Here is a 22,801-nt window from a genome sequence, read left to right as displayed (position 1 = left end):
CAACAATAAGGGTATGGCTGCGGAAAATTTCAGCGGACCGATTCCCTTGGTTGTAGGGGTTCTGCCGGACCAGCATGTGGAGGTCCTCCAAACTGCCCGGACCTTGGCCGAGCGGCTCGGCGTGCCGTTGGTGTGCGCGTACGTGGACGAGGCCAGCTACCTCGTGGAGTGGGACCCCTCCCGGGAGACACACCGCATGTCGCTTCATCCCGAGAAGGACGATGCCGACGTCGAGGCCGTGCGCGGCGATCTTGGCAGGGTTATCGCAGAGGCGATGGACGGCGGCACGGCTGATTGGACCTTGCGTCTGCTGGCAGGCGATCCGGCCCGGGCCTTGGGCAGGCTCGCCGCGGATATCAACGCCTCAATGATCATCGTTGGGACGCCGGAGCCGGGTTTGGGGCATCGGATTTCGGAGGCCTTGAATGGTTCGGTGGCGGCGTGGCTCAGCCATCACCAGCGCCGTCCCGTACTGATCGTGCCCCGGAAAAAGAGGCCTGACGGTGCCCATAAAAACTAAAGCGAAAGTACTTATTCAAGGTGGTGGCAAAGGGGTTCCCCGCAACGTAGAGTAATTACTGCAGGTCGGCCAAAGCCCCTGCTCAAAGACCGCTCCGGAGTGCGTATCCCCCAATAACGCACTCCGGAGCTCTTTGCTTTAAGCGGCCTGCCCACATGTACCGCCACCACCTTCTTTGACGCGACAACGGCCCCGACACACCTTTTCCAAGGCGTGTCGGGGCCGTTTCGATTTCATAGTGGGTGGCAGCGGTTCAGGCTCAAACGGACGGGCACGACGCCGGCGCCTGGGTTGGGTGCCGGAACGTCACCTGACGAAGGTGTACAGCAGGGCCGCCATCCCGAAGCCCACAATGGAGAGCACCGTTTCCAGCACGGTCCAGGTCTTCAGGGTGTCCTTGACGGACATGTTGAAGTACTTGGAAATGATCCAGAAGCCGCCGTCGTTCACGTGGCTGGCGATGATGGAGCCCGAGGAAATGGCCACCACGATCAAAGCGAGCTGCGGCTGCGAGTACCCGGAGGCCAAGCTGGGAGCCAGGATGCCGCCAGTGGTCACAATCGCCACGGTGGCCGAACCCTGCGCGATGCGCATGCCGGCGCTGATCACGAAGGCGGAGAGGATGATCGGCAGGCCTGCCTGGGACAACGAATCCGCAACGGCCTTGCCCACGCCGGTGGCCGAGAGGACTGCACCGAAGAAGGCGCCGGCACCGACCACCAGCAGGATCATGCCCACGGGACGCAGCGAAGAGCCCGTGATTTCACTCAGCTCGGCCGAGGTCATGCCGCGTCGGATGCCCAGGAGCCACATGGCCAGCAGCACGGCCACGGTCAACGCGATGGCCGGGTTGCCGAAGAACTGGAGGATGTCCCGGAACGTACCCGCGGGAGCGAAGATGTTGCCAAAGGTGCCGCCGAGGATGAGGATCATGGGCAAGCCAATGGCCAGCAGGACCAACCCGATGGACGGTTCATTGCCCTTGGCCTGATCAGATTCCGGAACAATCCGGTCCTCCGGCACGGAAACCATCACGCGCTTGCCGATGTACGTGCCCCACAAAATGCCGGAAGCGAACCAGGCCGGAATGCCGCAGATGAGGCCCATGAGGATGATCCATCCAAGGTCCACGCCGAACAGGCCGGCCGCAGCAACGGGGCCGGGGTGCGGCGGAAGGAAGGCGTGGGTCACGGAGAGGCCGGCGAGCAAGGGCAGCGCGTAGAGGGCCAAGGACTTGCCGCCACGGATCGCAGCAACGTAGACCAGCGGCGCCAGGACGAAGATGCCGATGTCGAAGAACACCGGAATACCCAGCACGAAGCCGGTGATACCCATGGCCAGCGGGGTGCCCTTTTCGCCGAAGATCTTCACCAGCTTCCCCAACAGCACTTCAGCGCCGCCGGACCGCTCAAGGATGGCGCCAAGAACGGTGCCGAGGCCGATGATCACGGTGATGTGGCCCAGGATGCCGGCGAAACCCTTCTCAATCAGGGCGTCGCTGCTCTTGGTGGCTGAGCCCACCAGGGCCTCCACGGAGATCCCGCCCACCAGGGCAACGATCACACCGGTTCCCACCAGGGCGATGAACGGCTCAAGTTTGACCTTGATGATCAGGAACAGCAGAAGGGCAATGCCTGCACCTGCAAGGAGGAGCAGCCCGGCAGTATCGTGCCGCAGCCAGTCAAGGAATTCATTCATGGGCGTTTCTTTCTGGGTGAGTCCTACTTGAGGGTGCCGGTGAAGGCGGCGGCACGTGCCGCAATGTCTGCCCAGTCGCCTGCTGCAACTGCTGCGGGCGGGACTACGCTGGTGCCGCAGCAGACTGCGGCAGCACCGGCGTCGAGGTAGCTCTTGGCGTTGGAGGCGTCGATGCCTCCCGAAGGCAGCAAGCGGATGCCCGGGTACGGGCCCTGCAGGTCCTTCAGATACGCCGGGCCGAGCTGCCGGGCGGGGAAAATCTTGACGGCGGCCGAGCCCAGGTCCAGGGCCTGCGCCACCTCGGTGGGGGTCATGGCGCCGAGGCTGAACGGGATCCCCGCAGCCACGGCAACGGCGGCAACCTCCGGTCTGAGGCCGGGGGTCACCAGGAACTGCGCGCCTGCGTCGATCGCCGCGCGGGCTTGGTCCGCTGTCATCACCGTGCCGATTCCGACGGCGGCACCGTGCTCCGCTGCCGTCTCCGCCGCACGCTGTACGTGCTTGAGCACATCCGGGGTGGTGAACGTCAGCTCGACACTGCGGATGCCGCCGTCGGCCAGTGCCCGGCAGAGATCCGCGGCGTCGGTGATGGACGGGGCGCGGACAACCGCGAGGGTACGGTCGGCTTCGAGCTGCTGGAGGAACTGTTCAGGGGTCATTGTTGTCCTTCTCTGGTGAGGCCGTCGCTGCTGCGGCGCAGGGCGCGGCCGGCGCGTGCGCCGGTGGGTTGGCCGGCGTCGATCGCTGCCGCGCCGTTGACGAAGACGTACTGGATACCGCTGGCGGCTTGGCGGGGGTTCTCAAAAGTGGCTTCGTCGCGGATGGTTTCGGGATCGAAGAGCACGACGTCGGCCGCGTAGCCTTCGCGGACCAGCCCCCTGTTGTGGAGCTTGAGCCGTGCGGCAGGACGGCCGCTGAGATGGTGGACCGTTTCCTCGAGGCTGAGCAGTCCGAGGTCGCGGGAGTAGTGGCCGAGGTAGCGCGGGAACGTGCCCCAGGCCCGGGGATGTGGCTTGGCGCCGACCAGGAGTCCGTCGCTGCCGCCGGTGTGGGTCCGGTGCTTCATGATGGCCTGCACGTTTTCTTCATGGCCTACGTGCTGCAGGATTCCGGTTCCGAGGCGGTCTTCGGTGAGGATGCGCGCGAAAACGTCGAAGGGCTCTTGCTGGGTTTCCGCAGCAATGTCCCTGATGGTCTTTCCCACGTGACCCGCGAGCGCCGGGTTCTGGACGCCGCTGATTTCCAGGGTGTCCCACTCGGCCACTACGCCGTGGCAGCCATCGGAGCCGTAGACCTCCACGGCTTCACGGATCTTCGCGCGGGTTTCAAGATCTGCCAGGCGCGCGAGAGTGGCTTCCGTGCCGCCGGAGGAGGCCCAGCTCGGCAGGATCGCCGAAAGAGTGGTGGCTCCCGGGAGGTATGGGTAGGTGTCCAGGGTGATGTCCACGCCTTCATCGAGGGCGGAGTCGATCAGGTCCAGGAGTTCCCCGGCGCGGCCCTTGTTCTCCGCGAAGTTCATGGTGGCGTGGGACAGGTGCAGTGCGCAGGCGGTGTCGCGGCTCAGCCCGATCATCTCGGCGTAGGCACCAAGCGCTCCCTTGCCGTAGGAGCGGTGATGCGGTGCGTAGAAGCCACCCAACTCCCCCACCGTCCGGCAGAGCCCGGCAAGTTCCTCGGTTTGGGCGTACATGCCCGGCGTGTAAGTCAGGCCCGAGGACATTCCCACGGCGCCCTCCTCCATCGCCGCGCGGATGACGTCCTGCATCTGCTGCTGTTGCTCCGGCGTGGGGTCGCCTTCGGCGAAGCCCATCACCATGGCCCGGACGGTTCCCTGTGGGACGAGGTACGCGGCGTTGGTGGCGATGCGGCCACCGTCGTGTTCTGCGTCAAGGCGGTCGAGGTACTCGCCCACGGTCCGCCAGTTCCAGTCGAAATCGGCCGGGTTGTCGTTCCAGCCGGCGATCTTCTCCCGGACACCGGCCAACGTCGCATCGTCCACCGGCGCGTAGGACAATCCGTCCTGGCCGAGCAATTCCGTGGTGACGCCCTGGCTGAGCTTGGCGTAGTGGTCCCTGTTGACCAGAAGCTGGAGGTCCGAGTGCGCGTGCATGTCGATGAACCCGGGGCTCAGGACAAGTCCCGTGGCGTCGATGACGCGGTCGGCTCCGGTTTCCGCTGCGGTGAGGGTCCCGGCGTCGACGACGGCGGCAATCACCGCACCGTCCAGCAGGACATCCGCGGGGTGGCGGTCGGATCCGGTTCCGTCCACCAGGGTGGCGTTGCTGATGAGTGTCTTCATGGCATGGGTCCTAGAAGAAGGTATGGATGAGGTCCACGACGGTCTGGTCGCCGGCGGTATCCGCGAGGACCGGGATGACGGTCCATTTATCGAAGGCGGTGCACGGGTGGGACAGGCCCAGCCGGACGACGTCGCCGGGGTTCACCGTGGTGGTGTTGGCGTCGTAGGTCATGAAGCTGTGCTGGTCATTGACCGAGGTGATTTCGGCGCCCACCAAGGGGTCCATGGCTCCGCCCAGTGTTGGGCCGATGAGCTGCGGTTCGGGCAGGCCTTCGTCGAACGGGAGGTCACGCTTGCCGGCGTCGAGGATGGCCAGGCCGGGTTCCGTCTGCGAAACGACGCGTGCCCAGCCGTACATTCCAGCGCTGAACGGCTGATTGCCTTCACGGGAAAACGGCGAGATTCCGCGGTAGAAACCGTCGTCGTGGATGATGTACGCCCCACTGCGGATCATGAGGTCCACAGATACGGAATCAGACCCAGTCTCACCGGCCGCTCCTGTTTTTCCGATGTACGGCGACAAGACGGTGACAACATCGTCAAAGTAGGCGCTTCCCCCCGCGGTGAGGATCACCTCGCTGGAGCCGTACAGCCCTTCGGTGAGCAACTGCTCATGAAGCAGCCCCATCCGGGCGAGGTAGCCACGGACGGCGGCCAGGCCGGCGTCGTCCGCTGTGTGCGCGAGCGAGCCTTCGTACCCACTGACGCCTACCAGGCGGAGGTTCGGGGAGGACGAAATCGCGCGGGCCACGTCCATGGCGGCTTCGACGCCACGGGCGCCGGTCCGGCCGCCATGGGCACCGAGCTCCACCAGGACGTCCAGCACGGCCCCACTGCCGGCGAGGGTCCGGTCGATGACATCCACGGTTCCCAGGGAGTCGATCCAGGACAGGATGGTGGTCCCGGCGGGCTGGCCGGCTACCCACTGGATCGCCTGCGGATCCGTGAGGCTGTTGGCCAGCTGCAGGTTCCGGACCCCGAACTCCCGGGCAACCCGGAGCTGCGCGAAGTTGGCCAGCGTGATGCCCCAGGCGCCCCGGTTGAGCTGCTCGGTCCAGAGCTGCGGCGACATGGTGGTCTTGCCGTGCGGCGCGAGGAGGACTCCGCGTTCCGTGCACCACCTGGCGAGGCGATCGGCGTTGGTTGCGAGCGCTGAAGCGTCGAGCGTCAGCAGCGGCGTCTGGAGGTCGGCCAACGTGTGCTTGGCGGCGAGGAAGTCCGCGTGGGTTGTCCCGTTGTCGGTTGCCGGCACGGCCTTGTGCCGCCAGTCGAGCCTGCGGTCTGCGAGGCCGGCCACGGCGGTCCCCGAAATGGCTTCGGAAGTGTTCACGCGTTCATTCCCTTCGCGGTGCTGCGTTTTTGGAGCTGCGTTGTGGGGTTGTTTGGGGAGGTTTTCCCTTAGCGTTGCGTATTTTGCAACGCTGGTTGCAAACCTGCTGGTGATATGTCTAACATGGTGGCGGATTGAGAGTCAAGGCCGCGGCATACCCGCAGAGCCTCCCAATCTGCCGCGAATCGCCCAGAATTCGTGGCCCACCAAAGGCGCTGGGAAGCGCAACGATGAGTGCGGGAGAACGATGCTTTCAGCTGTATGCGTTGGCGAAACCATGGCCATGCTTACCCCTGTCCATGCCGTTCCCCTGCACCTTGCCACCGAGCTCCACTTCGGAATCGGCGGCGCAGAATCGAACGTCGCCATGGGCCTGGCGGCCATGGGGCTGGACACCCACTGGGTCAGCCGGGTGGGCCGCGATGGCTTCGGCACGCGCATCCTCCACGACCTCCGGGACCACGGCGTCGGCGTGTCCGGCGTCGAGGTTGACGACTCCCTGCCCACGGGCCTTTACGTGAAGGTCCCCGCCCAGGAAGCCGACCCCGACGGCGGCAGTTCAGTTCTGTACTACCGGCAAGGCTCAGCGGCGTCGGCCATGGGACGGGCCACGCTCGCCAATCCGGCCGTTTCCTCTTTGCTGGAGAATGCTGCGCTGATTCATCTGAGCGGGATCACCGCTGCCCTCTCCCCCGAGTGCCTGTCATTGCTGGAGGCCATCCTGACCGCACCGCGGAACGGCCGGACCATCAGCTTCGACGTCAACTGGCGCGAAGCCTTATGGGCAGGCCAGGACCGTTCCGTCCTGCAGCGCCTGGCGAACCTGGCCGACGTCGTGCTCGTTGGAAAAGACGAAGCCGAGCACGCCTTCGGCACCACCGACGAAGCCGAACTCCGCCGGATGATGCCGGATCCCGAGGTCCTGGTCATCAAGAACGAGGCCATCAGCGCCATTGCGCTGACGCGCGGCACGGCTGACTCAAGTGGCACCCGGGAAGAGGTGTCCGCCCTGTCCGTCGCCGTCGTCGAGCCTGTTGGCGCGGGTGACTCGTTCGCCGCCGGTTACCTCAGCGGCATACTGTTCGGCCTCGGCCAGAAAGAAAGCCTCCGCCGCGGACATGTGGCAGCCGCGTGCACCCTCACTGTTCACGGCGACCGCGGCCCGCTGCCCGATGCCGCCGAGCTTGCAGCCATCCTGGATTCTTCGGATGACGCCTGGGCTGCTATTCATGTTGAAGACGGACAATTCAACACCAGAACCGGAGCGTGACACTGTGAGCCAGAGCCTCATGCGGGCCATCGACCTGCTCGGCGAACTCGCCGCCAAACCCGCAACGCTGGACGAGCTCGCGTCCAAGGCCGCGGTGCACAAGACCACCGTGATGCGGCTTCTGCACGCCATGGAGGAGAAGCGTTTTGTGGTGCGCGACGAGGACCAGCGGTTCATGCTCGGCTCAAAGCTGTTCGAACTGTCCTCGCTGGCGCTGGAACAACGGGACATCCGCAAGGTGGCCCACCCGCATTTGGCCGACTTGAACGGCCGCACCGGGCACACTGTGCACCTCGCCGCCTTCGAAGGGAGCGAGGTGGTGTACATCGACAAGTTCGAGTCGCACCACCCCGTCCGCATGTACTCGCGCATCGGCCTGACTGCATCGCTGCACTCGGCCGCTGTGTCCAAGGTCCTCCTCGCCGATATGCCGCGCAGCCGGCAGGAAAAGATCGCGGCGGGGTTGGACTACATCAAAGTTACCGAGAACACCCTGACCTCGCCGGAGGCCCTCCTGGCCGAACTCGAGCAGGTCAAGGAACAGGGCTGGGCCCACGACAACGCCGAGCACGAAGCCTTCGTGCACTGCATCGCGACCCCCATCCGCGACGCCAGCGGCACCGTTGTAGCAGCAGCCTCTTGCTCGGTACCGGTAGTGATGCTCAGCTATGAAGGCTTGCTTGAGCTGCTGCCCGACCTCAAAGCCAGCACCGAGTCCATCTCCAACGACCTCGGCTGGATCAGCCACGAAAGGAACTCAGCATGAGTGAAAAGACCGTAGTACTGACCGAAAACGCCCCCGCCCCGGCGCACGTATTCTCGCAGGGCATCAAGAAGGGTGGCATGTTCCAGGTTTCCGGCCAGGGACCCATGGACCCCGCCACCAACCAGTACATCGGCGACGGCGACGTCCGCGTCCAGACCCGTCGCACGCTGGAAAACGTGAAGGCCATCCTGGAAGCCGGCGGCTCCTCCGTTGAAGACGTCCTCATGTTCCGCGTCTACCTCACCACCCGCGACGACTTCGCCGCCATGAACGAGGTCTACGGCGAGTTCATCCGCGAGAACGTGCCCAGCGGCCAGCTGCCGAGCCGCACCACCGTCTTCGTGGACCTGCCCCACGAGGTCATGCTGGTGGAGATCGACGCCCTGGCAGTCACCGCGTAACCCCCTCCCACCTAACTACAGCTTCCACCGGACGCCCTCTCACCGCCTGAACGGTTTCGGGGAAGGCTCTCTCACCGCCCGCACGGGAGAGCTCGACGGCGGCACTCACCCGAGTGCCGCCGTCGAGCCTTAAGCGGTGGCTGGCTTCCCACTGCGTGCCGCCACCACCCACTTTGGATCTGAAACCACCCCGACACGCCGCGACTGACGGCATGTCGAGCTCCGTCGGGTTTCAAAGTTGGTGGTGGAGGCCCAGCCAGATGGACAGCTGTTGGGCCTAGCCGAACAGCCAGGCCGCACCCAGCAGCAGCGGTATGGCCAAGATGCTGGTGAACACCGCCGTTGACTGGGCAATCCCTTGGCCCACGCCGTAGCGGACAGCATAGAGGACCACGTTCTGGCCGGTGGGAAGAATGGCACACGCCGTGACCACGAATGTGCTGAAGGGGTCCAGGTGGAAGACGAAGGCGGCCAGGATCCATGCGAGCACGGGCTGGACTGCCGACTTAAGAATGACGGCAATAGTGGTGGGGACGAGGTCTCCGATGCCGGGGCGCACTGACAATCCGTGAAGGGACATGCCGAAGATGATCAGCATCAGGGGGACAGCCAACTGGGCAACCAGCGCCAACGGATCCAGAACCAGGCGGGGCAGTTCAATCCCCAAGGCACTCACCACGATCCCAAGAATCGCGGCAACTGTGACCGGGTTGCGGAAGGGGATGGACAGCACGCGCCAGATGGAGACGTGTTTGCCCGCCGGATCCGTGAGGTCCAGGATGGTCAGGGCAATGGGCGTGACGATGGCCAATTGGAACAACATGATGGGCGTGACGTAGGTGGCGCTGCCGAGGATGTAAAGGGACAGAGGAACGCCCAGATTGGTGGAGTTCACGATTCCCACGGACAGCGCGCCAATGGTGGTCCGCCGGACACCCCAGCGGCCAATGAGGCCCGCCACGGTAAACACGAGCATGACCGCCACCGCCGTGACTACGGAAATCAGGCCGGTGGCGCTGAGGACGTCTGAAATGTGGCGCGAGGCAATCGCCGAAAACATCAGGCAGGGCAGCCCCACCATGAACGTCAGCGTGGAGAGGACTTTGCTGCCCTCGGGACCCAACGTCTTGGTTCTGCCAAGGATGTAGCCAATGAGCAGCACAACACCGACCACAAAGAAACCCTGAAGGACTCCCTCCACACCGTTTTCCTCAATCCGTAACTCTGGAATGCCGGCTGGTGACGCAGGCTGACTGGGAACGGATTAACCCTATCGGTCAGGAAACGACCGCCGGGCCAGGTGACGTCAGCACGCTATGACATTGACGGCCAGGCCTCCCCGCGAGGTCTCCTTGTACTTGCTCTTCATGTCCGCGCCGGTCTCGCGCATGGTTTTGATGGCGGCATCCAGCGAGACGTGATGGATACCGTCGCCGCGAAGGCTGATCCGGGCCGCATTGATGGCTTTGTTGCTGGCCATGGCGTTGCGCTCTATGCACGGTATTTGCACCAGGCCACCCACGGGGTCGCATGTCAGCCCGAGGTTGTGTTCGATCCCGATTTCCGCAGCGTTCTCAACCTGCTGGGGCGTGCCGCCGAGGATCTCGCACAACGCCCCGGCCGCCATGGAGCACGCCGATCCCACCTCTCCCTGGCACCCGACTTCGGCACCCGAGATGGAGGCGTTCTCCTTGAAGAGAACACCGATGGCGGCCGCCGTGAGCAGGAACCGCACCACCGAATCCTCCGTCGCCCCGGGCGTGAACATCATGTAGTAGTGCAGGACGGCAGGGATGATGCCCGCAGCTCCGTTGGTGGGCGCCGTGACCACCCTTCCGCCCGTTGCGTTCTCTTCATTGACCGCCAACGCGAAAAGGTTGATCCAGTCCACGGCGCGAAGGGGATCGCTGGTGTCGTCTTTCGCCTGCAGGTCAGCCAACAAACGGGGCGCACGACGGCGGACCTTGAGGCTGCCGGGCAGGTGCTCTTCCGTGCGGCGACAGCCGCGTTCCACGCATTCCTTCATGGTGTCCCAGATGTGGAGCAACTCAGTGCGGGTTTCCTCATCGCTGCGCCAGGCACGCTCGTTGGCCAGCATAATGTCACTGATGGACAGGCCTTCGCGGTCGCAATGGGACAACAACTCCTCGGCGCTGGTGAACGGGAACCGGAGCTGGACGTCGTTCTGCGGCTTGGCCCCCACCGAGCCTTCGTCCACCACGAAACCGCCGCCCACCGAGTAGCACGTCTGCTCGGCGAGCACGTTTCCGTCATGGTCGAAGGCCTGGAACCTCATGCCGTTGGGATGGGCCGGCAGGGATTGGCGCAGGTGGAGCGTGACGTCCTTGCCCCGGCTGAAGGGGATCATCCGGCGTTGACCGATGAGGAGCTTCCTGGATTCTGTGGCCTCCTCGACCCTCTGGTCCGCCGTCACGGTATCCACCGTTTCGGGCGACTCTCCCATGAACCCCAGGATGACAGCTTTGTCCGAGCCGTGGCCTCTTCCAGTAGCCCCCAGTGACCCGAACAGTCCGGCGTGAAGGCGATCAACGGCGTCGAGCATGCCTTCAGCGGCCAGGGTTTCAACGAAGGTGCGGGCAGCCCGCATCGGGCCGACCGTGTGGGACGACGACGGGCCGATTCCGATCGAAAACAGATCAAGGGCGCTCAAGGCCATGGCGTTCCTCCGCGGGGTAAAGGGTTGGGGTCTCTTCCCAGCTTGAGGGCGGATCGGGTCAGCGTCTATCGGGAACTTCTGAACTCGACGTGAAGCGCAGCTTAACGATCCTGTACCGTAGTGCGCTGCATCAGGCAGTGGGGCGTGCTTCCACGGCGATCCTGAGTTCTTCAAGGACGGCAGCCACGGCTGGTGATTCCTTGCTGGCGGTCCGGTTCAAGACGATGATGTTGCGGCCGCAGCTGGGCTCCACCCGGCGGACTACCAAATCCTCCGTTTCCCGCCCGAGGTTCAACTCACTCATCAACGCGACCCCGAGACCGCCACGGACCAACCCCAGTGTGGCCATGAGGTTTCGGCAGTTCGCAACAACGTTCGGCTCGAAGCCCGAGTCGCGGCACGTTTGGCGCACGAACTGCTCGAACACGCTGCCCTGCTGGTCAAGGATCCACCGATCAGCCGCGAAGTCGGACAGGGTCACCGCCTCGGCCGCCAGCCGGCCCCCGGGAAGACAGAGGATGATTTCGTCACGTGCCAGAACGGTCTTCACGAGCCCTTCGTCCTGTATTTCGTGCAGGTCGTCCACTACTGCGACATCAATATGCCCGGCGCGCAATTGGGCCACACTTTCGAACGGCTCAAGGTCGGAGACGGTCAGTTCCAGCCGCGGATAGTTCGCCTGTAAGGACATCACGGCAGCGGGCAGCACCGTGCTGCAGAAGCTGGGGAAGGCGCTGATGGCCAGCCGGCCGCGGACATCAGTGTGGAACTTCTTCAGGTTGGCTTCGGCGGATTCCACCTCGGACGCGATGCGGCCGTAGTGTCCAACCAGCATGATGCCGGCTTCGGTGAGCCGGACCTTCCGCCCGGCGCGGACAAGGAGGGGCAGCCCGGCTTCCCGTTCAAGCACCGCCAGCTGCTGGCTCACGGCCGAGGTAGTCATGTGCAGCTTGGCAGCGGCCGCTGTCATGGTGCCTTCAAGCTCAAGGGTCTTGAGGATGTGCAGCCGACGGATATCAAGCACAGGAACCTCCTACGGTTTAGCTCTACTTAACCCCAGAAGCAGGCCGCGAGCCACGTTCGGGTGACCCATCCGGCGTCGTCCAGGGGTGAATGAAGCCGAGAGTCGCCGCTCCGTCGTCATCAATCAGGCGCCCGAGATGCTTGCTCATCCTGAACACCACGCTTCGATCCACAATCCGCGCACTGGGAACGGCGGCTTCCAGAGCTGCCTCGAAGCGCATCACATCTGTCAGCTCCCTTAGCCATACGGCGACCACCAGGTTGTACTGGCTGGCCACTGCGAGCGCGGTGCGGGCTTCCGGGATCCGGGCCATCAGCCCGCGTATCTGCTGGATGTGCTTGGCGGCTGTGCGCATGAAGTACCAGGCGTAGACGGGCCAACCTGTGACGCTCCGGGCAACATCGGTACGAATGCGGAGCAGCCCGTCGGCCCGCATGCGGGCAAGCCCATCTGCGACCCGCTGCTCGCTTAGGCCGTGTTCTGCGGCGATGTGGCTAACGGGCCGCCTTCCGTCCTCGGTGAGGCAGTGTCGTAGGGCCGCTTCGACGTCGGGGTGGACCGTCCGCGGGGCTCTTGTCCGTGGCGGGCGCGGTTTGGGCACTTTGGCCGCTTCGTGCGGAGTCAGAGCGCGCAATCGCCAGTCGGACGCCTCCATCACCATTTCTGTGACCAGGTGGGTCTGGGTGTTCCGGACGCCCTCGAGCGCACCGATCTGATGCGTGACCGCATCCCAGATGGCCAAGGGGTTGTCGGCGAGCATGGTCGCCAGAAGGTCCCGCCCGCCGGAGGTGTGGTCGAGGGTCAGCACGGAGGGAATCTGCGTAATTTGCCTGGCTACATCACCGATTTGTTGCGGGACGCAGGTGATGTCGATGAGCGCCGAGGCCCCACTGGGGAAGATGCCGGTGACCCAGGCGAGTCCACGTTCCCGCAGCGAGTCCCATCGCCTTGCCAGCGTTACTGGGTCCACGCCGATCACCGGGGCCAGTTCGCTCCACGGGGCGCGGCCTTCAATCTGAAGAGCATGGATGATGCGTTCCTCAAGGGGATCGAGCATGTATTCCTGCATAGGGATAAGGATATTCATGAATAGCTGCGATTTCATCCAACGGAAACACGGCACTTTCATGATGTTGTGATCCCGTTCACTTCACACATCGGAGCGCACATGCGTACAACTGCGCAGACTTCCACCAAGGCCGCAGGAGCCGTCGGCTTCCTGGTGGTCATGGAGCTCGGCAGCGGCATTCTTCAGGGCTGGCTGAATCCTTTGTTCTCGTCCATCGGTGAACACCATGGAGTTTCGGCTGCCTCGCTGAACTGGATCAGCGCCGCGTACTTGCTGGCTACCGTCTTGGTAGTCCCGCTGCTGTCCAAGCTCGGCGACATCCACGGCCACAAGCGAATCCTCATGATCTCCACGGCAATTGTCGCCGCGGCCTCAGTGCTTGTGGCGTTTGCCCCCAACTACGAGTTGTTCCTGCTGGGCCGGGCCATCCAGGCGCCACTGGCAGTGTTCCTCCCCCTGGAATTCGCCATCGTCCACCAGCGCGATTCGGAACGCTCGGGTCGGAGCATCGGCCGGCTGGTCGCCGCGCTGACCCTCGGCGCCACGATCGGCGGATTCCTCGGAGGCCTCGTCCTCGACGCCACGGGGAGCCTGTCCATCACCTTGCTCATGCCCGCAATCTTCATGGCCCTGTGCATCCCGGGCATCGCCATGTTCGTCAAGGAGACCCCGCTGCGGAGCAAAGGGCGGGTGGACTACCTGGGGGCCGCGCTTCTTGGAGCCGGGCTGGTTGCCCTGCTTGGAGGAGCCTCGAACCTGGCGACCTGGCCGCCAACGACGACTGCCCTTGCGATGGCGGCCGGTGTTGCGCTCCTGGCTGCCTGGGTGGTTTCCGCCCGCCGGATCGAACACCCTCTGGTAGACCTCACCATGCTCTTGCGCGGTGGAATTGGGCTGCCGATCGTGGTCGCGTTCCTGTTTGGGGCGCAGCTGTTCGGAGCACAGGCACCCATCTCCGTGTATCTGCGCTCTGATCCCGCCACCTTGGGCTTTGGCTTCGGTGCCGCAGCTTCTGCTGCCGGAACCATGCTCAGCATTATGGCCTTGGCCGCCTTCCTTGGGGCTTCCCTCGGCGACCGCGTTTCCCGCGCCTTGGGCGGCACCCGCACCGTTGCCCTCGGCGGAGCGCTCGGCGCCGTGGCCTATGCCCTCATGATCCTGACGCCGGGCAGCCTGGTGACCTTCTCCACGTGGCTGGTGATTGCCGGCTTCGGTACAGGACTGGTCAGTGGCACCCTGCCAACCTTGGTGGTCCAGCGCGCGGCGGCGGATTCTGTGGGGATCGCGTCCGGCCTGTATAACACCGCCCGTACCGCTGCCGGCGGTGTTGCCGGAGCGCTGTTCGCGCTGCTGATGTCCGCTCTCACAACCCCGACGGCTACGGGAACACGCGCCGCAACCGAGTTCTCCTTCCACGCCGTGTGGTGGATCTGTGCAGGCCTTTGCGTGCTCTTCGCCATCGCCGTCCTGTTCATCCGTCAGGCTGCACCACCAAAGGAAATGGCCGCACCAGCCGTGGCCGCACCCCGGGCAGGCGACGCCCTCGAACCCGTCAACTGACACGACTACAACTACCAGCGAGGAAAACAATGACAATTTCAATCGACATCACCTCACGGCAGACACTGCGCGACACCGTACGGGAGTCCGTGGCCGCCGTCGGGCCTTCCATCCTTGACCTCAGCCACAAGGTCCACGCGCTGGCCGAGGTCTCCTGGGAAGAACACGAATCGGCGGCGGCCGCGGCCGAAGTCCTGCGCGACGGCGGTTTCGACGTCATCGAAGGCGCCTATGGCGTGCCGACGGCGCTTGAGGCCGTCTACGGGAGCGGCGAACTGACCGTCGTGATCTGCGCAGAGTACGACGCCCTCCCGGAAGTGGGCCACGCATGCGGGCACAACATCATCGCCGCAGCAGGCGTCGGCGCAGCGCTGGCCCTCAAGCCCGTAGCGGACGCCGCCGGGCTGCGCATCAAATTGCTCGGCACTCCGGCTGAAGAGCATGGCGGCGGCAAGGTGTCCCTCTTGCAGGCAGGCGCCTGGGAGGACGCCGCGTTCTCGCTCATGGTTCACGGGATGACCGGGACGGAACGGAGCGCATCAGCGTTCAGCATGGCGGCCGTGGAACGCTTCGAGGTCCAGTTCAAGGGCAGCGAAGCCCACGCCGCAGGAGCGCCGGACAAAGCCATCAACGCGGGAGCAGCAGCGAGCCTGGCGCTGATGAACATGGCCGTCCTGCGGCAGCACCTGCCGGAGGACTCCAACACCAACGCCTTCATCTCGCACGGCGGCGGCGCCACCAATGTCATCGCTGGTGACGCCACGGTGCAGGTGGAGGTCCGGGCCGGAGACCTCGACGATTGGCGCGAGCTCAAGCGGCGCGTTCTCGCCTGCTTCGAGGGAGCGGCCATCGCTACCGGCTGCACGTGGACGCACTGCCAGACCGAGCACCCCTACGCCCCCTTGGACACGCACGCCGGACTGGGTAAGGCATGGGACGCCAACATGGAAGCAGTAGGCCGGCCCGTGGATCACACCCCTGTCTTCGGTGGCGGCTCCTCGGACATGGGCAACGTCTCCCAAGTGATCCCGTCTGTCCACGGCATGGTGGTTGTCCGCAACAGCAGCGCGGTGCCCCACCACCCGGACTTCACGGCAGCCGCCATCACGCCCGAAGCCGACGACGCAATCATCGACGGCGCCACCGTCCTGGCGCTCACCATCCTGGATGCCGCTTTGGATCCCCAACTGCGGTCCGGGCTGATGGAGCTTCAGGCCTCGCGACAGCCCGGTGCCACCAGGGTGACGCTGGAGGCATAGGTTACGGCCCACACGGTCGACGGCGGCACTCGATTGGGTGCCGTCGTCGCTCCTTTACCGGGGACGGCTACTGGGGGACGGCGTGTCCCGGTCCCGCAAAGTCAAAGAAGGTCAGGACGGCACACGCCGGTTGACCAGCTCCGGAGGAAGAGCCGGAACGCGTTGGCGCTTCGCGTAGACCCTGGCCCGTTGGCTGGAGAGCGCCAGCAACACGAGGATGTCCGAGGCCAGACCGGAGAGTCCAGCCTCGAAGGTGAGGTTCGCGGTCCCCGTGGAGTAGTCGATTGCCTGAACCAGGATCGAGATGGAACTGAGGGCCATGGCGATCACCCGGGCGCCGTTGCTGCCCAGGAAAATCCGCCATGCCAGGAAGACTTCGCCGAGACCGAAGAGCAGCACAATGACCGCTACGGTGACCAGGGCCGCCGTCGTGGTTTCAGGGTCCGAGGAAGCGTCATCGAAGGTGATGCCATCCAGCTCTCCGCCGGACGTCAGGAGCGTGATCGATAGGACCAACGCCGCGACCGCCCTGGCAACCACCAGTGCCGCGCCCATCATCGTGGGGGCCGGCCGCCTATCGCGGCTGTCAGTCCTGTTGGCCGGTTGCCCGGAGGGGACCGGCACGCGGCGTGCGTCAACAATGGGCAGGTCGCCGTCGGTGGAAATCGAGTCACCGCCGCCGTTGCGTGTGTGATAGCCGGTGGAGAAGTCCTCGATGACCTGCACGGTGACAGCGGGCTCTACGGCAGAAACCGTGGAAACGATGTGGTCGCGTTCCACATCGGTGTTCTGCTCGATCTTGTGCGTGATCTGGAGGGTGAACAGCGAGAAACCGACGCTGCGGTCATAGGTTCCGGCAGCCAGCCAATCCACTTTGTGGCCACCGGGCAGGAGCCATCCCTCCGGGCAACGCCAGAAGCGGACGTGGTGGCGTTTGCCCGGGGTGTTGTCCACTTCCTGTTGGTAGGCAAAGTCCTGTTGCCGGTCGAAGAGGTACAAAGGGCTGACCGGTGCTTCGGTGTAGCTCCGGCGGAAAATGGTGGAGCTGACAATACGGCGGCTGCTGGCAAACGTTACGTCGTCGGCCATCGTCCACCCGGCGGACTGCATGATCGCGTGGATCTGGGGCTCAGCGCCGAGAAGGGCAACATTCACTGGATCTCCGAGAAGGCCATCGCTGGTTCGTGCGCGGCCAATGAAATAGCCGGGAACGTAAATGGTGGTCAGAATCCGGTGCAGCCGTGGCAGCAGCAAATAGGCCAGGAATGCCCAGAACACCACGGAGAACCAGATCTGGCCCCATCCCAGATGGAAGCTTTCCCCCACCAACAGGAACGCCAGCCACACGGCAGCTGCTCCGCCCAGGATGAAGAATCCATGGTCCAAGCGGCTGTCTGTGACTTCTTTCTTCGGCACCTTGTACATTTAGCTCCCCCTTGTGGCCCCTTAAGCTTCGGACTTCGGGTGGCTGTTGTACAGACGCCAATACATACAGCCCGCACTGGTACGGCACAGCAGAGTCACAGGCATCATAGGGAACCTAGGAAGGACCCCTAGCCGAAAGCCAACGTCCATGCATCGCACACCACGCACCGTTATCGCCGTATCCGTCCTTGCCGTGACACTCGCCGTCGCCGGGTGCGGCGCGGGCGCCGGGACCCAAGCGGCCGGCACCAGCGTCTCCACCGGCACCGCAACAAGCACGACGGCGGCCACCACCCTTTTCGACGCCGGCTCCCCACATACGGTCAGCATCCAGTGGGACGAGGCCGCGTACGCGAAAATGATCGCAGCTTATGAGGCCGATGGTTCCAAAGAATGGATCAAAGCCGATATCACCATCGACGGAACAATGATCTCCGCCGTCGGCGTGCGGCTTAAAGGGAACTCCACGCTTCGTAGCCTCAGTGGAAATGGAAGCGGCCCCGGCGGAAATGCTACGTCCTCAGGCATCTCCTCAGATGTCCCGGAGTCGCTGCCGCTGCTGATCGATTTCGGGAAATACGTGGATAACCAGACGTACCAGGGGCTGACCCAACTCTCGCTTCGCCCGGGTTCGCCTGTCCTGAACGAGGCCCTGGCCCTGGCTATGACCCAAGCCAGCGGGCAGGCCACACAACGCTATGCCTACACCACGTATTCCGTAAACGGCGGCCCAACCCAAACCAGGCTGTTGGTGGAAAACCCTGGCGAGACATACGCCGATGCCCTCTTCGACACCCCGGGTGTCCTGTTCAAGGCAGATGCCGAATCCAGCTTCACCTATCAAGGCGATGACCTGGCCACTTACGAGGAACAATTCAAACAGCTGAACGCCAAAGAGACCGCTGACTTCCAGCCGGTGGTGGCGTTCCTCAAGTGGCTCTCCGAGGCCAGCGACGAAGAGTTCGATGCGGGGCTGGCAGAGCGGGTGGACGTGGAGTCGTTCGCGCGTTATGCCGCCACCATGAACCTGCTGGTCAACGGGGACGACATGGCCGGGCCCGGACAAAACTACTACCTCTGGTACAACGTCGACACCAAGAAGATCTCCATCATTTCCTGGGACTTGAACCTGGCCCTGGCAGGGGACGCCACAGCCACCCCGGACCAGGAGGTGTCCATCGGGGGTGGCGGTGAGGGTGCCGGAGGCGGGATGCAGCCGCCATCCGGATTCACCCCACCATCCGGGGACCCCGCGGGCTCCGACGCGTTCCCTGGGATGGGCGGAGCTGCTGGCGGAGGGCGGGGCGGGAACGAGCTCAAGGAACGGTTCCTGGCGTCGGCCGACTTCAAAACCTTGTACGACGACGCCTACAAGGACCTCTACCAGCAGCTCTACGCCAGTGGAAAGGCCGCGAGCCTCCTCGACCAGATCGCCGCCTCCGTGCCCACCAGCGACAACCTTTCAGCGTCCGACGTGGCCAAGCAAACGGACACGCTAAAGGCCTTCATCACCGAACGCACGGAGGCACTGAAGGACAAGGTTTAGTGTCCTTCGGCACTGAGGCGAGTCCCGGCGTCGAGCGTTACGCCGTGGAATCAAGGGAAGCCTGAACCTGAAGCTTGTTGTTCCCAATAAGCCACTGCAGCGCCTCACGAACGGCCTGTTCCGGCTCGTAGCGGGGGGCGTAGCCCAGGAGGGACCTGGCTTTTTCGATGGTGAGGCAGTGGTTGCGGGAGAGATGGGCCCAGCTGGTGTCGGCATGTTCAGGCGTGGTGGTTTGGCGGAAGTCCTCCCAGCTGATCATCTCCGAGTGCGGTTCCCGCCCAAACCACGACGCCGCGATTTCCACGTAGCCGCGAACCGTTAAAGCTGTGGGTGCAACGATGTTGAAGTCCTCGCCGGCTGCCGCGTCGCGATTCAGGATGGCTCCCTCGAAGGCCTGCGCGAGGTCGTCCGCATGGACGTGGTGCATCATCTCGGTGCCACTGCCCGGAATCTGCAGTGGCTGTCCGGCCGCGATCTTTTGCCACACGGAGGGATCGAAATTTCCGAGCGGCCCCACGGGAAGCCATCCGGGACCGACAATGTGGCCGGGGTGCAGGGACGTGGTGATGAGCCCTCCGGAGGCCGTCTCATCCTTCAGCATCCGGGCAATATCGCGTTTCTGGATGCCGTATTCATCCAGCGGCTCCGCGGTGGAGTCCGCCCCCTCTGAGATGGGCAGCTTCCGGCTGGCACCATAACGCCAGATCGACCCGCAATGCAGCAGGTGCCCCGCCTCGCCGCGCAGCCGGTTCACCAGCGCCGTGGCGGAGTCGAGCGTGAAGCACACCAAGTCAACTACGACGTCGGCTCCCAGGTCGGCGACCCTGTCACCGAAGATGCCCTCCCGGTCCTCGAGGCGGCGGTCCGCGACGACCTGCCGGACCTGCTGCCACTCGGGCGCATCAACGTATGCCGTGCTGGTCCCGCGGCTGATATTGATGACCTCGTGGCCGCTGCGGACGAGCCTGGGAATGAGGAAGGAGCCAATATGGCCGCTTCCGCCGATAACAACAATTTTCATGTGTCCTCCGATCTTCACCAGCCACGGTAATGGCTGTTCGGCGCCGGCCATAGGGCCGGAGGGGCTTTCGCGGACCGTTGACTGCCTCGGGCCGGATGCTTACTCTATCGAAATGACTAACCTGAAGAAGAAGATTGCGTCCATATTCGCGGCAACCTCCATCCTGGCGGGCGGTGGACTTGCTTTGGCTGCCCCGGCCGAGGCGGCCAGCACCTACGTCTATTGGTTTCACACGAAGGCGACGTGCGAGTCGAACCTGGACGCCGCCCGGCCCGGATTCGGTTCCTACGTGCGCCTTGTCGAGGGGTGTGTCCGGAACGGCAACGGCTACGCCTACACGGTGGTGTGGCGGTACTGACAGCCCCACACCCGGCCCGCACGATTCCGAGCCCGACGTCGGCACCCACCTGAGTGCCGACGTCGGGCTTTATCGTGGCCACCGCAGCGCGACCGACGTCAACCCGACACATAATAACGAGACTTACTTGTTCCCTGGTTAGACAAACGGCAGGCTCCCCCGACTAGCATGATTAAGCCGGGCATGCCCGGGTACGTGACCTCTTGAACGACCCCCTCGGACGGTCGGCGTTGACGCGGCGACCACGTAAAGGAGAAAACTGTGCGGGAGCCTGCAGTCAACGAGAGCGTGTCAGAAATCAGCGGAACCCCTGAAGGAAATTCGGAGGAGACGCCCCAGGAAACGCCCGATGAAACAGCAAGCGAACCAGCGGAGATCACGTTCGACGAACAGTTCTATCCGGCCCGGCCGAAGGCCCTCAGGCCGATTGCCCGGCGGCGGCAGTTCTTCGCAGCGCGCCCCTCACTGGAGTTTGACGGCCTGAACAAGACGTACGTGGACTGGCTGCGGAATCAGTCCATGCTGGGCGACGCCAACACCATGGCCCGCCAATTGTCCGGCCAGGCCAGCATGTGGCAGAACTCCTATGCCAGGCCGAATCCCAGGGCGGCCGTGGAGCGGGCACCTGTCTGGTTCACCGCCTACCCCCTTTCCTTCATCACCAAGGATGGCCAGTCGTTCCTTTCGGCCCTTGGTGATCCCGAGCTCTGGGATGCCTTCAGCAAGATTGGCATCCGTGGGCTGCACACCGGGCCGGTCAAGCTGGCGGGCGGCATCCGCGGCTGGTCGCAGACGCCCAGCGTTGATGGCCACTTTGACCGCATCAGCATGGCGATCGACCCCGCTTTCGGCACCGAGGAAGAGTTCCGCCAGATGTGCGAGGTTGCCAACGATCATGGGGGCACCGTCATTGACGACATCGTTCCCGGGCATACCGGCAAGGGCGCGGACTTCCGGCTGGCTGAGATGAACTTCCGCGACTACCCCGGCATCTATCACATGGTGGACATCCCGGAGGAGGACTGGCACCTGTTGCCCGATGTCCCCGAGGGCGAGGACTCCGTGAACATCAGCCCCGATGCGGAGCAGGCCCTGCAGCAGGCGGGCTACATCATCGGCCGGCTGCAGCGGGTCATTTTCTATGAGCCTGGCGTCAAGGAAACCAACTGGAGCGCCACCAAGCCGATCGTCGACACCACCGGCAAGACCCGCCGCTGGGTCTACCTCCATTACTTCAAGTCCGGCCAGCCCTCCATCAACTGGCTCGACCCAACATTCGCCGGGATGCGCCTGGTAGTTGGCGACGCCCTGCATTCCCTGCTGGACCTTGGCACTGGCGCACTGAGGCTGGATGCCAACGGCTTCCTCGGCGTCGAAAAGAGCGCGGAGGAAGAGCCCGGCTGGTCCGAGGGCCACCCACTGTCCGAGGCAGCCAACCAACTGATCGGTTCCATGATCCGCAAGGTGGGCGGGTTCTCCTTCCAGGAACTCAACCTCACCATCGATGACATCAAGATCCAGTCCGAGTCCGGCCCGGACCTCTCCTACGACTTCATCACCAGGCCCGCTTACCACTACGCCCTGGTCATCGGGGATACCGAGTTCCTGCGGCTGACGCTCAGGCTTTCCATGGAAATTGGCGTGGACCAGGCTTCCTTGGTCCACGCCCTCCAGAACCACGATGAACTGACCTATGAACTGCTCCACTTTGCTGCAGGGCACAGGGACGACGTCTTCGAACTTGGCGGTGAGGAACTGACCGGCGCCGAGGTTGCCGAGAAGGTCCAGAACACCATGCGGGAACGACTCACCGGCGAGAACGGACCGTACAACGCGGTCTTCACCACCAACGGCATCGCCTGCACCACGGTCAGCTTCATCATGGCGGCCCTGGGCATCAAGGATCCGGACGCCATCACCAAGGAGCAGGAGGTCCAGGTCCTGGACGCCCACGTCCTGCTCTCCATGTACAACGCACTGCAGCCTGGCGTCTTCGCACTCTCCGGCTGGGACCTCACGGGCATCACAGCCATTGACCGCGAGACGGTCCGCGAGCTCACTTCGCAGGGCGACACCCGCTGGATCAACCGCGGAGCCCACGACCTGATGGGCACCAGCCCCGACGCGAAGACCTCCTTGGCCGGCATGCCCCGCGCACGGAGCCTCTATGGTCCGTTGCCCGAACAGCTCAAGGATTCAACCTCCTACGCGCGGCGTCTGCAGCAGATCCTCACAGTGCGGGAAGAGTCGGGGATCGCCACCAGCACCCTCCTGGACGTGCCGGACGTGTCCAACCGTGGACTGCTGGTCATGGTCAACCAGCTCGCCGACGGGGCTCTCCAGGTGACCGTCCTGAACTTCTCCGACCAGGACATTGCCGGCAGCATCCAGTCACCGCACCTGGTCCCGGGCGCCACCGTGCACGACCTCTTCAGCAGCGAAAATGTCGGCCAAGTGGACGACCTCCACAGCTTCTTCCTCGAACTGCCCGCCTTCCAGGGCACTGCGCTGCTGTTGAAGGACCCGGTCATTGAGGACGAGGTCACCGAATAGGGAGCACGACGTCGGCACTCACGGT

The 22,801-nt window shown here is 64.2% G+C and carries 19 protein-coding genes; 9 read left to right on the top strand and 10 right to left on the bottom strand.

What is annotated here, in order from left to right; all coding sequences use genetic code 11:
- The first annotated feature begins 13 nt into the window (after window positions 1–13).
- Window positions 14–520, top strand: coding sequence for a universal stress protein (locus tag ACSSVG_RS10955; protein ID WP_231342833.1), 507 nt, complete (start codon window positions 14–16; stop codon window positions 518–520).
- A 306-nt stretch (window positions 521–826) separates the two neighbouring features.
- Here ACSSVG_RS10955 and ACSSVG_RS10950 read toward each other — a convergent pair whose 3' ends face one another.
- The 4 genes from ACSSVG_RS10950 to ACSSVG_RS10935 are packed head-to-tail and all read right to left on the bottom strand — an operon-like array spanning window position 827 to window position 5,847.
- Window positions 827–2,218, bottom strand: coding sequence for a GntP family permease (locus ACSSVG_RS10950; RefSeq protein WP_231342835.1), 1,392 nt, complete (start codon window positions 2,216–2,218; stop codon window positions 827–829).
- 23 nt (window positions 2,219–2,241) lie between these two features.
- A complete protein-coding gene (locus tag ACSSVG_RS10945) occupies window positions 2,242–2,877 on the bottom strand; it encodes a bifunctional 4-hydroxy-2-oxoglutarate aldolase/2-dehydro-3-deoxy-phosphogluconate aldolase (protein WP_159707966.1) in 636 nt (211 codons plus the stop codon).
- Window positions 2,874–4,517 carry an N-acyl-D-amino-acid deacylase family protein gene (locus tag ACSSVG_RS10940; protein WP_492418879.1) on the bottom strand — a complete coding sequence of 548 codons (1,644 nt, stop codon included), beginning with the start codon at window positions 4,515–4,517 and terminating at the stop codon, window positions 2,874–2,876. Before ACSSVG_RS10940 ends, ACSSVG_RS10945 begins: the two co-directional genes overlap by 4 nt.
- Before the next feature lie 10 nt (window positions 4,518–4,527).
- A complete protein-coding gene (locus tag ACSSVG_RS10935) occupies window positions 4,528–5,847 on the bottom strand; it encodes an alanine racemase (RefSeq protein WP_231342838.1) in 1,320 nt (439 codons plus the stop codon).
- Between the two features lie 247 nt (window positions 5,848–6,094).
- On the opposite strand from ACSSVG_RS10935, the gene ACSSVG_RS10930 reads away from it, so the two are divergent.
- From ACSSVG_RS10930 to ACSSVG_RS10920, 3 genes are read left to right on the top strand one after another with little or no spacing between them, the layout of a single operon-like run.
- Entirely contained in the window at window positions 6,095–7,117 is a 1,023-nt protein-coding gene (locus ACSSVG_RS10930) for a sugar kinase (protein ID WP_492418877.1), read from the top strand.
- 4 nt (window positions 7,118–7,121) lie between these two features.
- Window positions 7,122–7,883: an IclR family transcriptional regulator gene (locus ACSSVG_RS10925; RefSeq protein WP_231342841.1), complete on the top strand. Its 762-nt coding sequence runs from the start codon at window positions 7,122–7,124 to the stop codon at window positions 7,881–7,883.
- Entirely contained in the window at window positions 7,880–8,284 is a 405-nt protein-coding gene (locus tag ACSSVG_RS10920) for a RidA family protein (RefSeq protein WP_231342843.1), read from the top strand. Before ACSSVG_RS10925 ends, ACSSVG_RS10920 begins: the two co-directional genes overlap by 4 nt.
- Window positions 8,285–8,561: 277 nt before the next feature.
- On the opposite strand, the gene ACSSVG_RS10915 is transcribed toward ACSSVG_RS10920, so the two are convergent.
- The 4 genes from ACSSVG_RS10915 to ACSSVG_RS10900 form a co-directional block, all read right to left on the bottom strand.
- Window positions 8,562–9,485 (bottom strand): AEC family transporter, encoded by a 924-nt coding sequence (locus ACSSVG_RS10915; RefSeq protein ID WP_492418875.1) that lies wholly within the window; start codon window positions 9,483–9,485, stop codon window positions 8,562–8,564.
- Window positions 9,486–9,590: 105 nt separating this feature from the next.
- Entirely contained in the window at window positions 9,591–10,961 is a 1,371-nt protein-coding gene (locus tag ACSSVG_RS10910) for an L-serine ammonia-lyase (RefSeq protein WP_492418873.1), read from the bottom strand.
- A 130-nt stretch (window positions 10,962–11,091) separates the two neighbouring features.
- Window positions 11,092–11,985 carry a LysR family transcriptional regulator gene (locus ACSSVG_RS10905; protein ID WP_492418872.1) on the bottom strand — a complete coding sequence of 298 codons (894 nt, stop codon included), beginning with the start codon at window positions 11,983–11,985 and terminating at the stop codon, window positions 11,092–11,094.
- Between the two features lie 22 nt (window positions 11,986–12,007).
- Complete coding sequence (locus ACSSVG_RS10900; protein WP_492418870.1) at window positions 12,008–13,054, bottom strand: Lrp/AsnC family transcriptional regulator; 1,047 nt, start codon at window positions 13,052–13,054, stop codon at window positions 12,008–12,010.
- Window positions 13,055–13,153: 99 nt separating this feature from the next.
- Between ACSSVG_RS10900 and ACSSVG_RS10895 the strand changes: the two genes are divergently transcribed.
- Together ACSSVG_RS10895 and ACSSVG_RS10890 are read left to right on the top strand one after the other, a co-directional pair.
- Window positions 13,154–14,614, top strand: coding sequence for an MFS transporter (locus ACSSVG_RS10895; RefSeq protein ID WP_231342905.1), 1,461 nt, complete (start codon window positions 13,154–13,156; stop codon window positions 14,612–14,614).
- 29 nt (window positions 14,615–14,643) lie between these two features.
- The gene (locus ACSSVG_RS10890) at window positions 14,644–15,873 is read left to right on the top strand and encodes an amidohydrolase (protein WP_492418869.1); all 1,230 of its coding nucleotides are present in this window, start codon (window positions 14,644–14,646) and stop codon (window positions 15,871–15,873) included.
- A 111-nt stretch (window positions 15,874–15,984) separates the two neighbouring features.
- Here ACSSVG_RS10890 and ACSSVG_RS10885 read toward each other — a convergent pair whose 3' ends face one another.
- Window positions 15,985–17,298, bottom strand: a complete 1,314-nt coding sequence (locus ACSSVG_RS10885) for an LssY C-terminal domain-containing protein (protein ID WP_231342909.1) — start codon at window positions 17,296–17,298, stop codon at window positions 15,985–15,987.
- A gap of 148 nt (window positions 17,299–17,446) precedes the next feature.
- Here ACSSVG_RS10885 and ACSSVG_RS10880 point away from each other — a divergent pair, with 148 nt between their 5' ends.
- Window positions 17,447–18,844 carry a CotH kinase family protein gene (locus ACSSVG_RS10880; RefSeq protein WP_492418868.1) on the top strand — a complete coding sequence of 466 codons (1,398 nt, stop codon included), beginning with the start codon at window positions 17,447–17,449 and terminating at the stop codon, window positions 18,842–18,844.
- A gap of 37 nt (window positions 18,845–18,881) precedes the next feature.
- Here the strand turns inward: ACSSVG_RS10880 and ACSSVG_RS10875 are convergent, their stop codons facing one another.
- Entirely contained in the window at window positions 18,882–19,865 is a 984-nt protein-coding gene (locus ACSSVG_RS10875; protein WP_492418866.1) for an NAD-dependent epimerase/dehydratase family protein, read from the bottom strand.
- A 112-nt stretch (window positions 19,866–19,977) separates the two neighbouring features.
- Here ACSSVG_RS10875 and ACSSVG_RS10870 point away from each other — a divergent pair, with 112 nt between their 5' ends.
- Complete coding sequence (locus tag ACSSVG_RS10870) at window positions 19,978–20,223, top strand: hypothetical protein (RefSeq protein WP_492418864.1); 246 nt, start codon at window positions 19,978–19,980, stop codon at window positions 20,221–20,223.
- Window positions 20,224–20,484: 261 nt separating this feature from the next.
- Complete coding sequence (treS, locus tag ACSSVG_RS10865) at window positions 20,485–22,776, top strand: maltose alpha-D-glucosyltransferase (protein WP_492418862.1); 2,292 nt, start codon at window positions 20,485–20,487, stop codon at window positions 22,774–22,776.
- Window positions 22,777–22,801: the final 25 nt, after the last annotated feature.

The organism is Paenarthrobacter sp. E2MeOHC11 (assembly GCF_058744955.1).
Note: the sequence above shows the minus strand (reverse complement) of the source record. Positions and strands in the feature narration are given on the sequence as shown.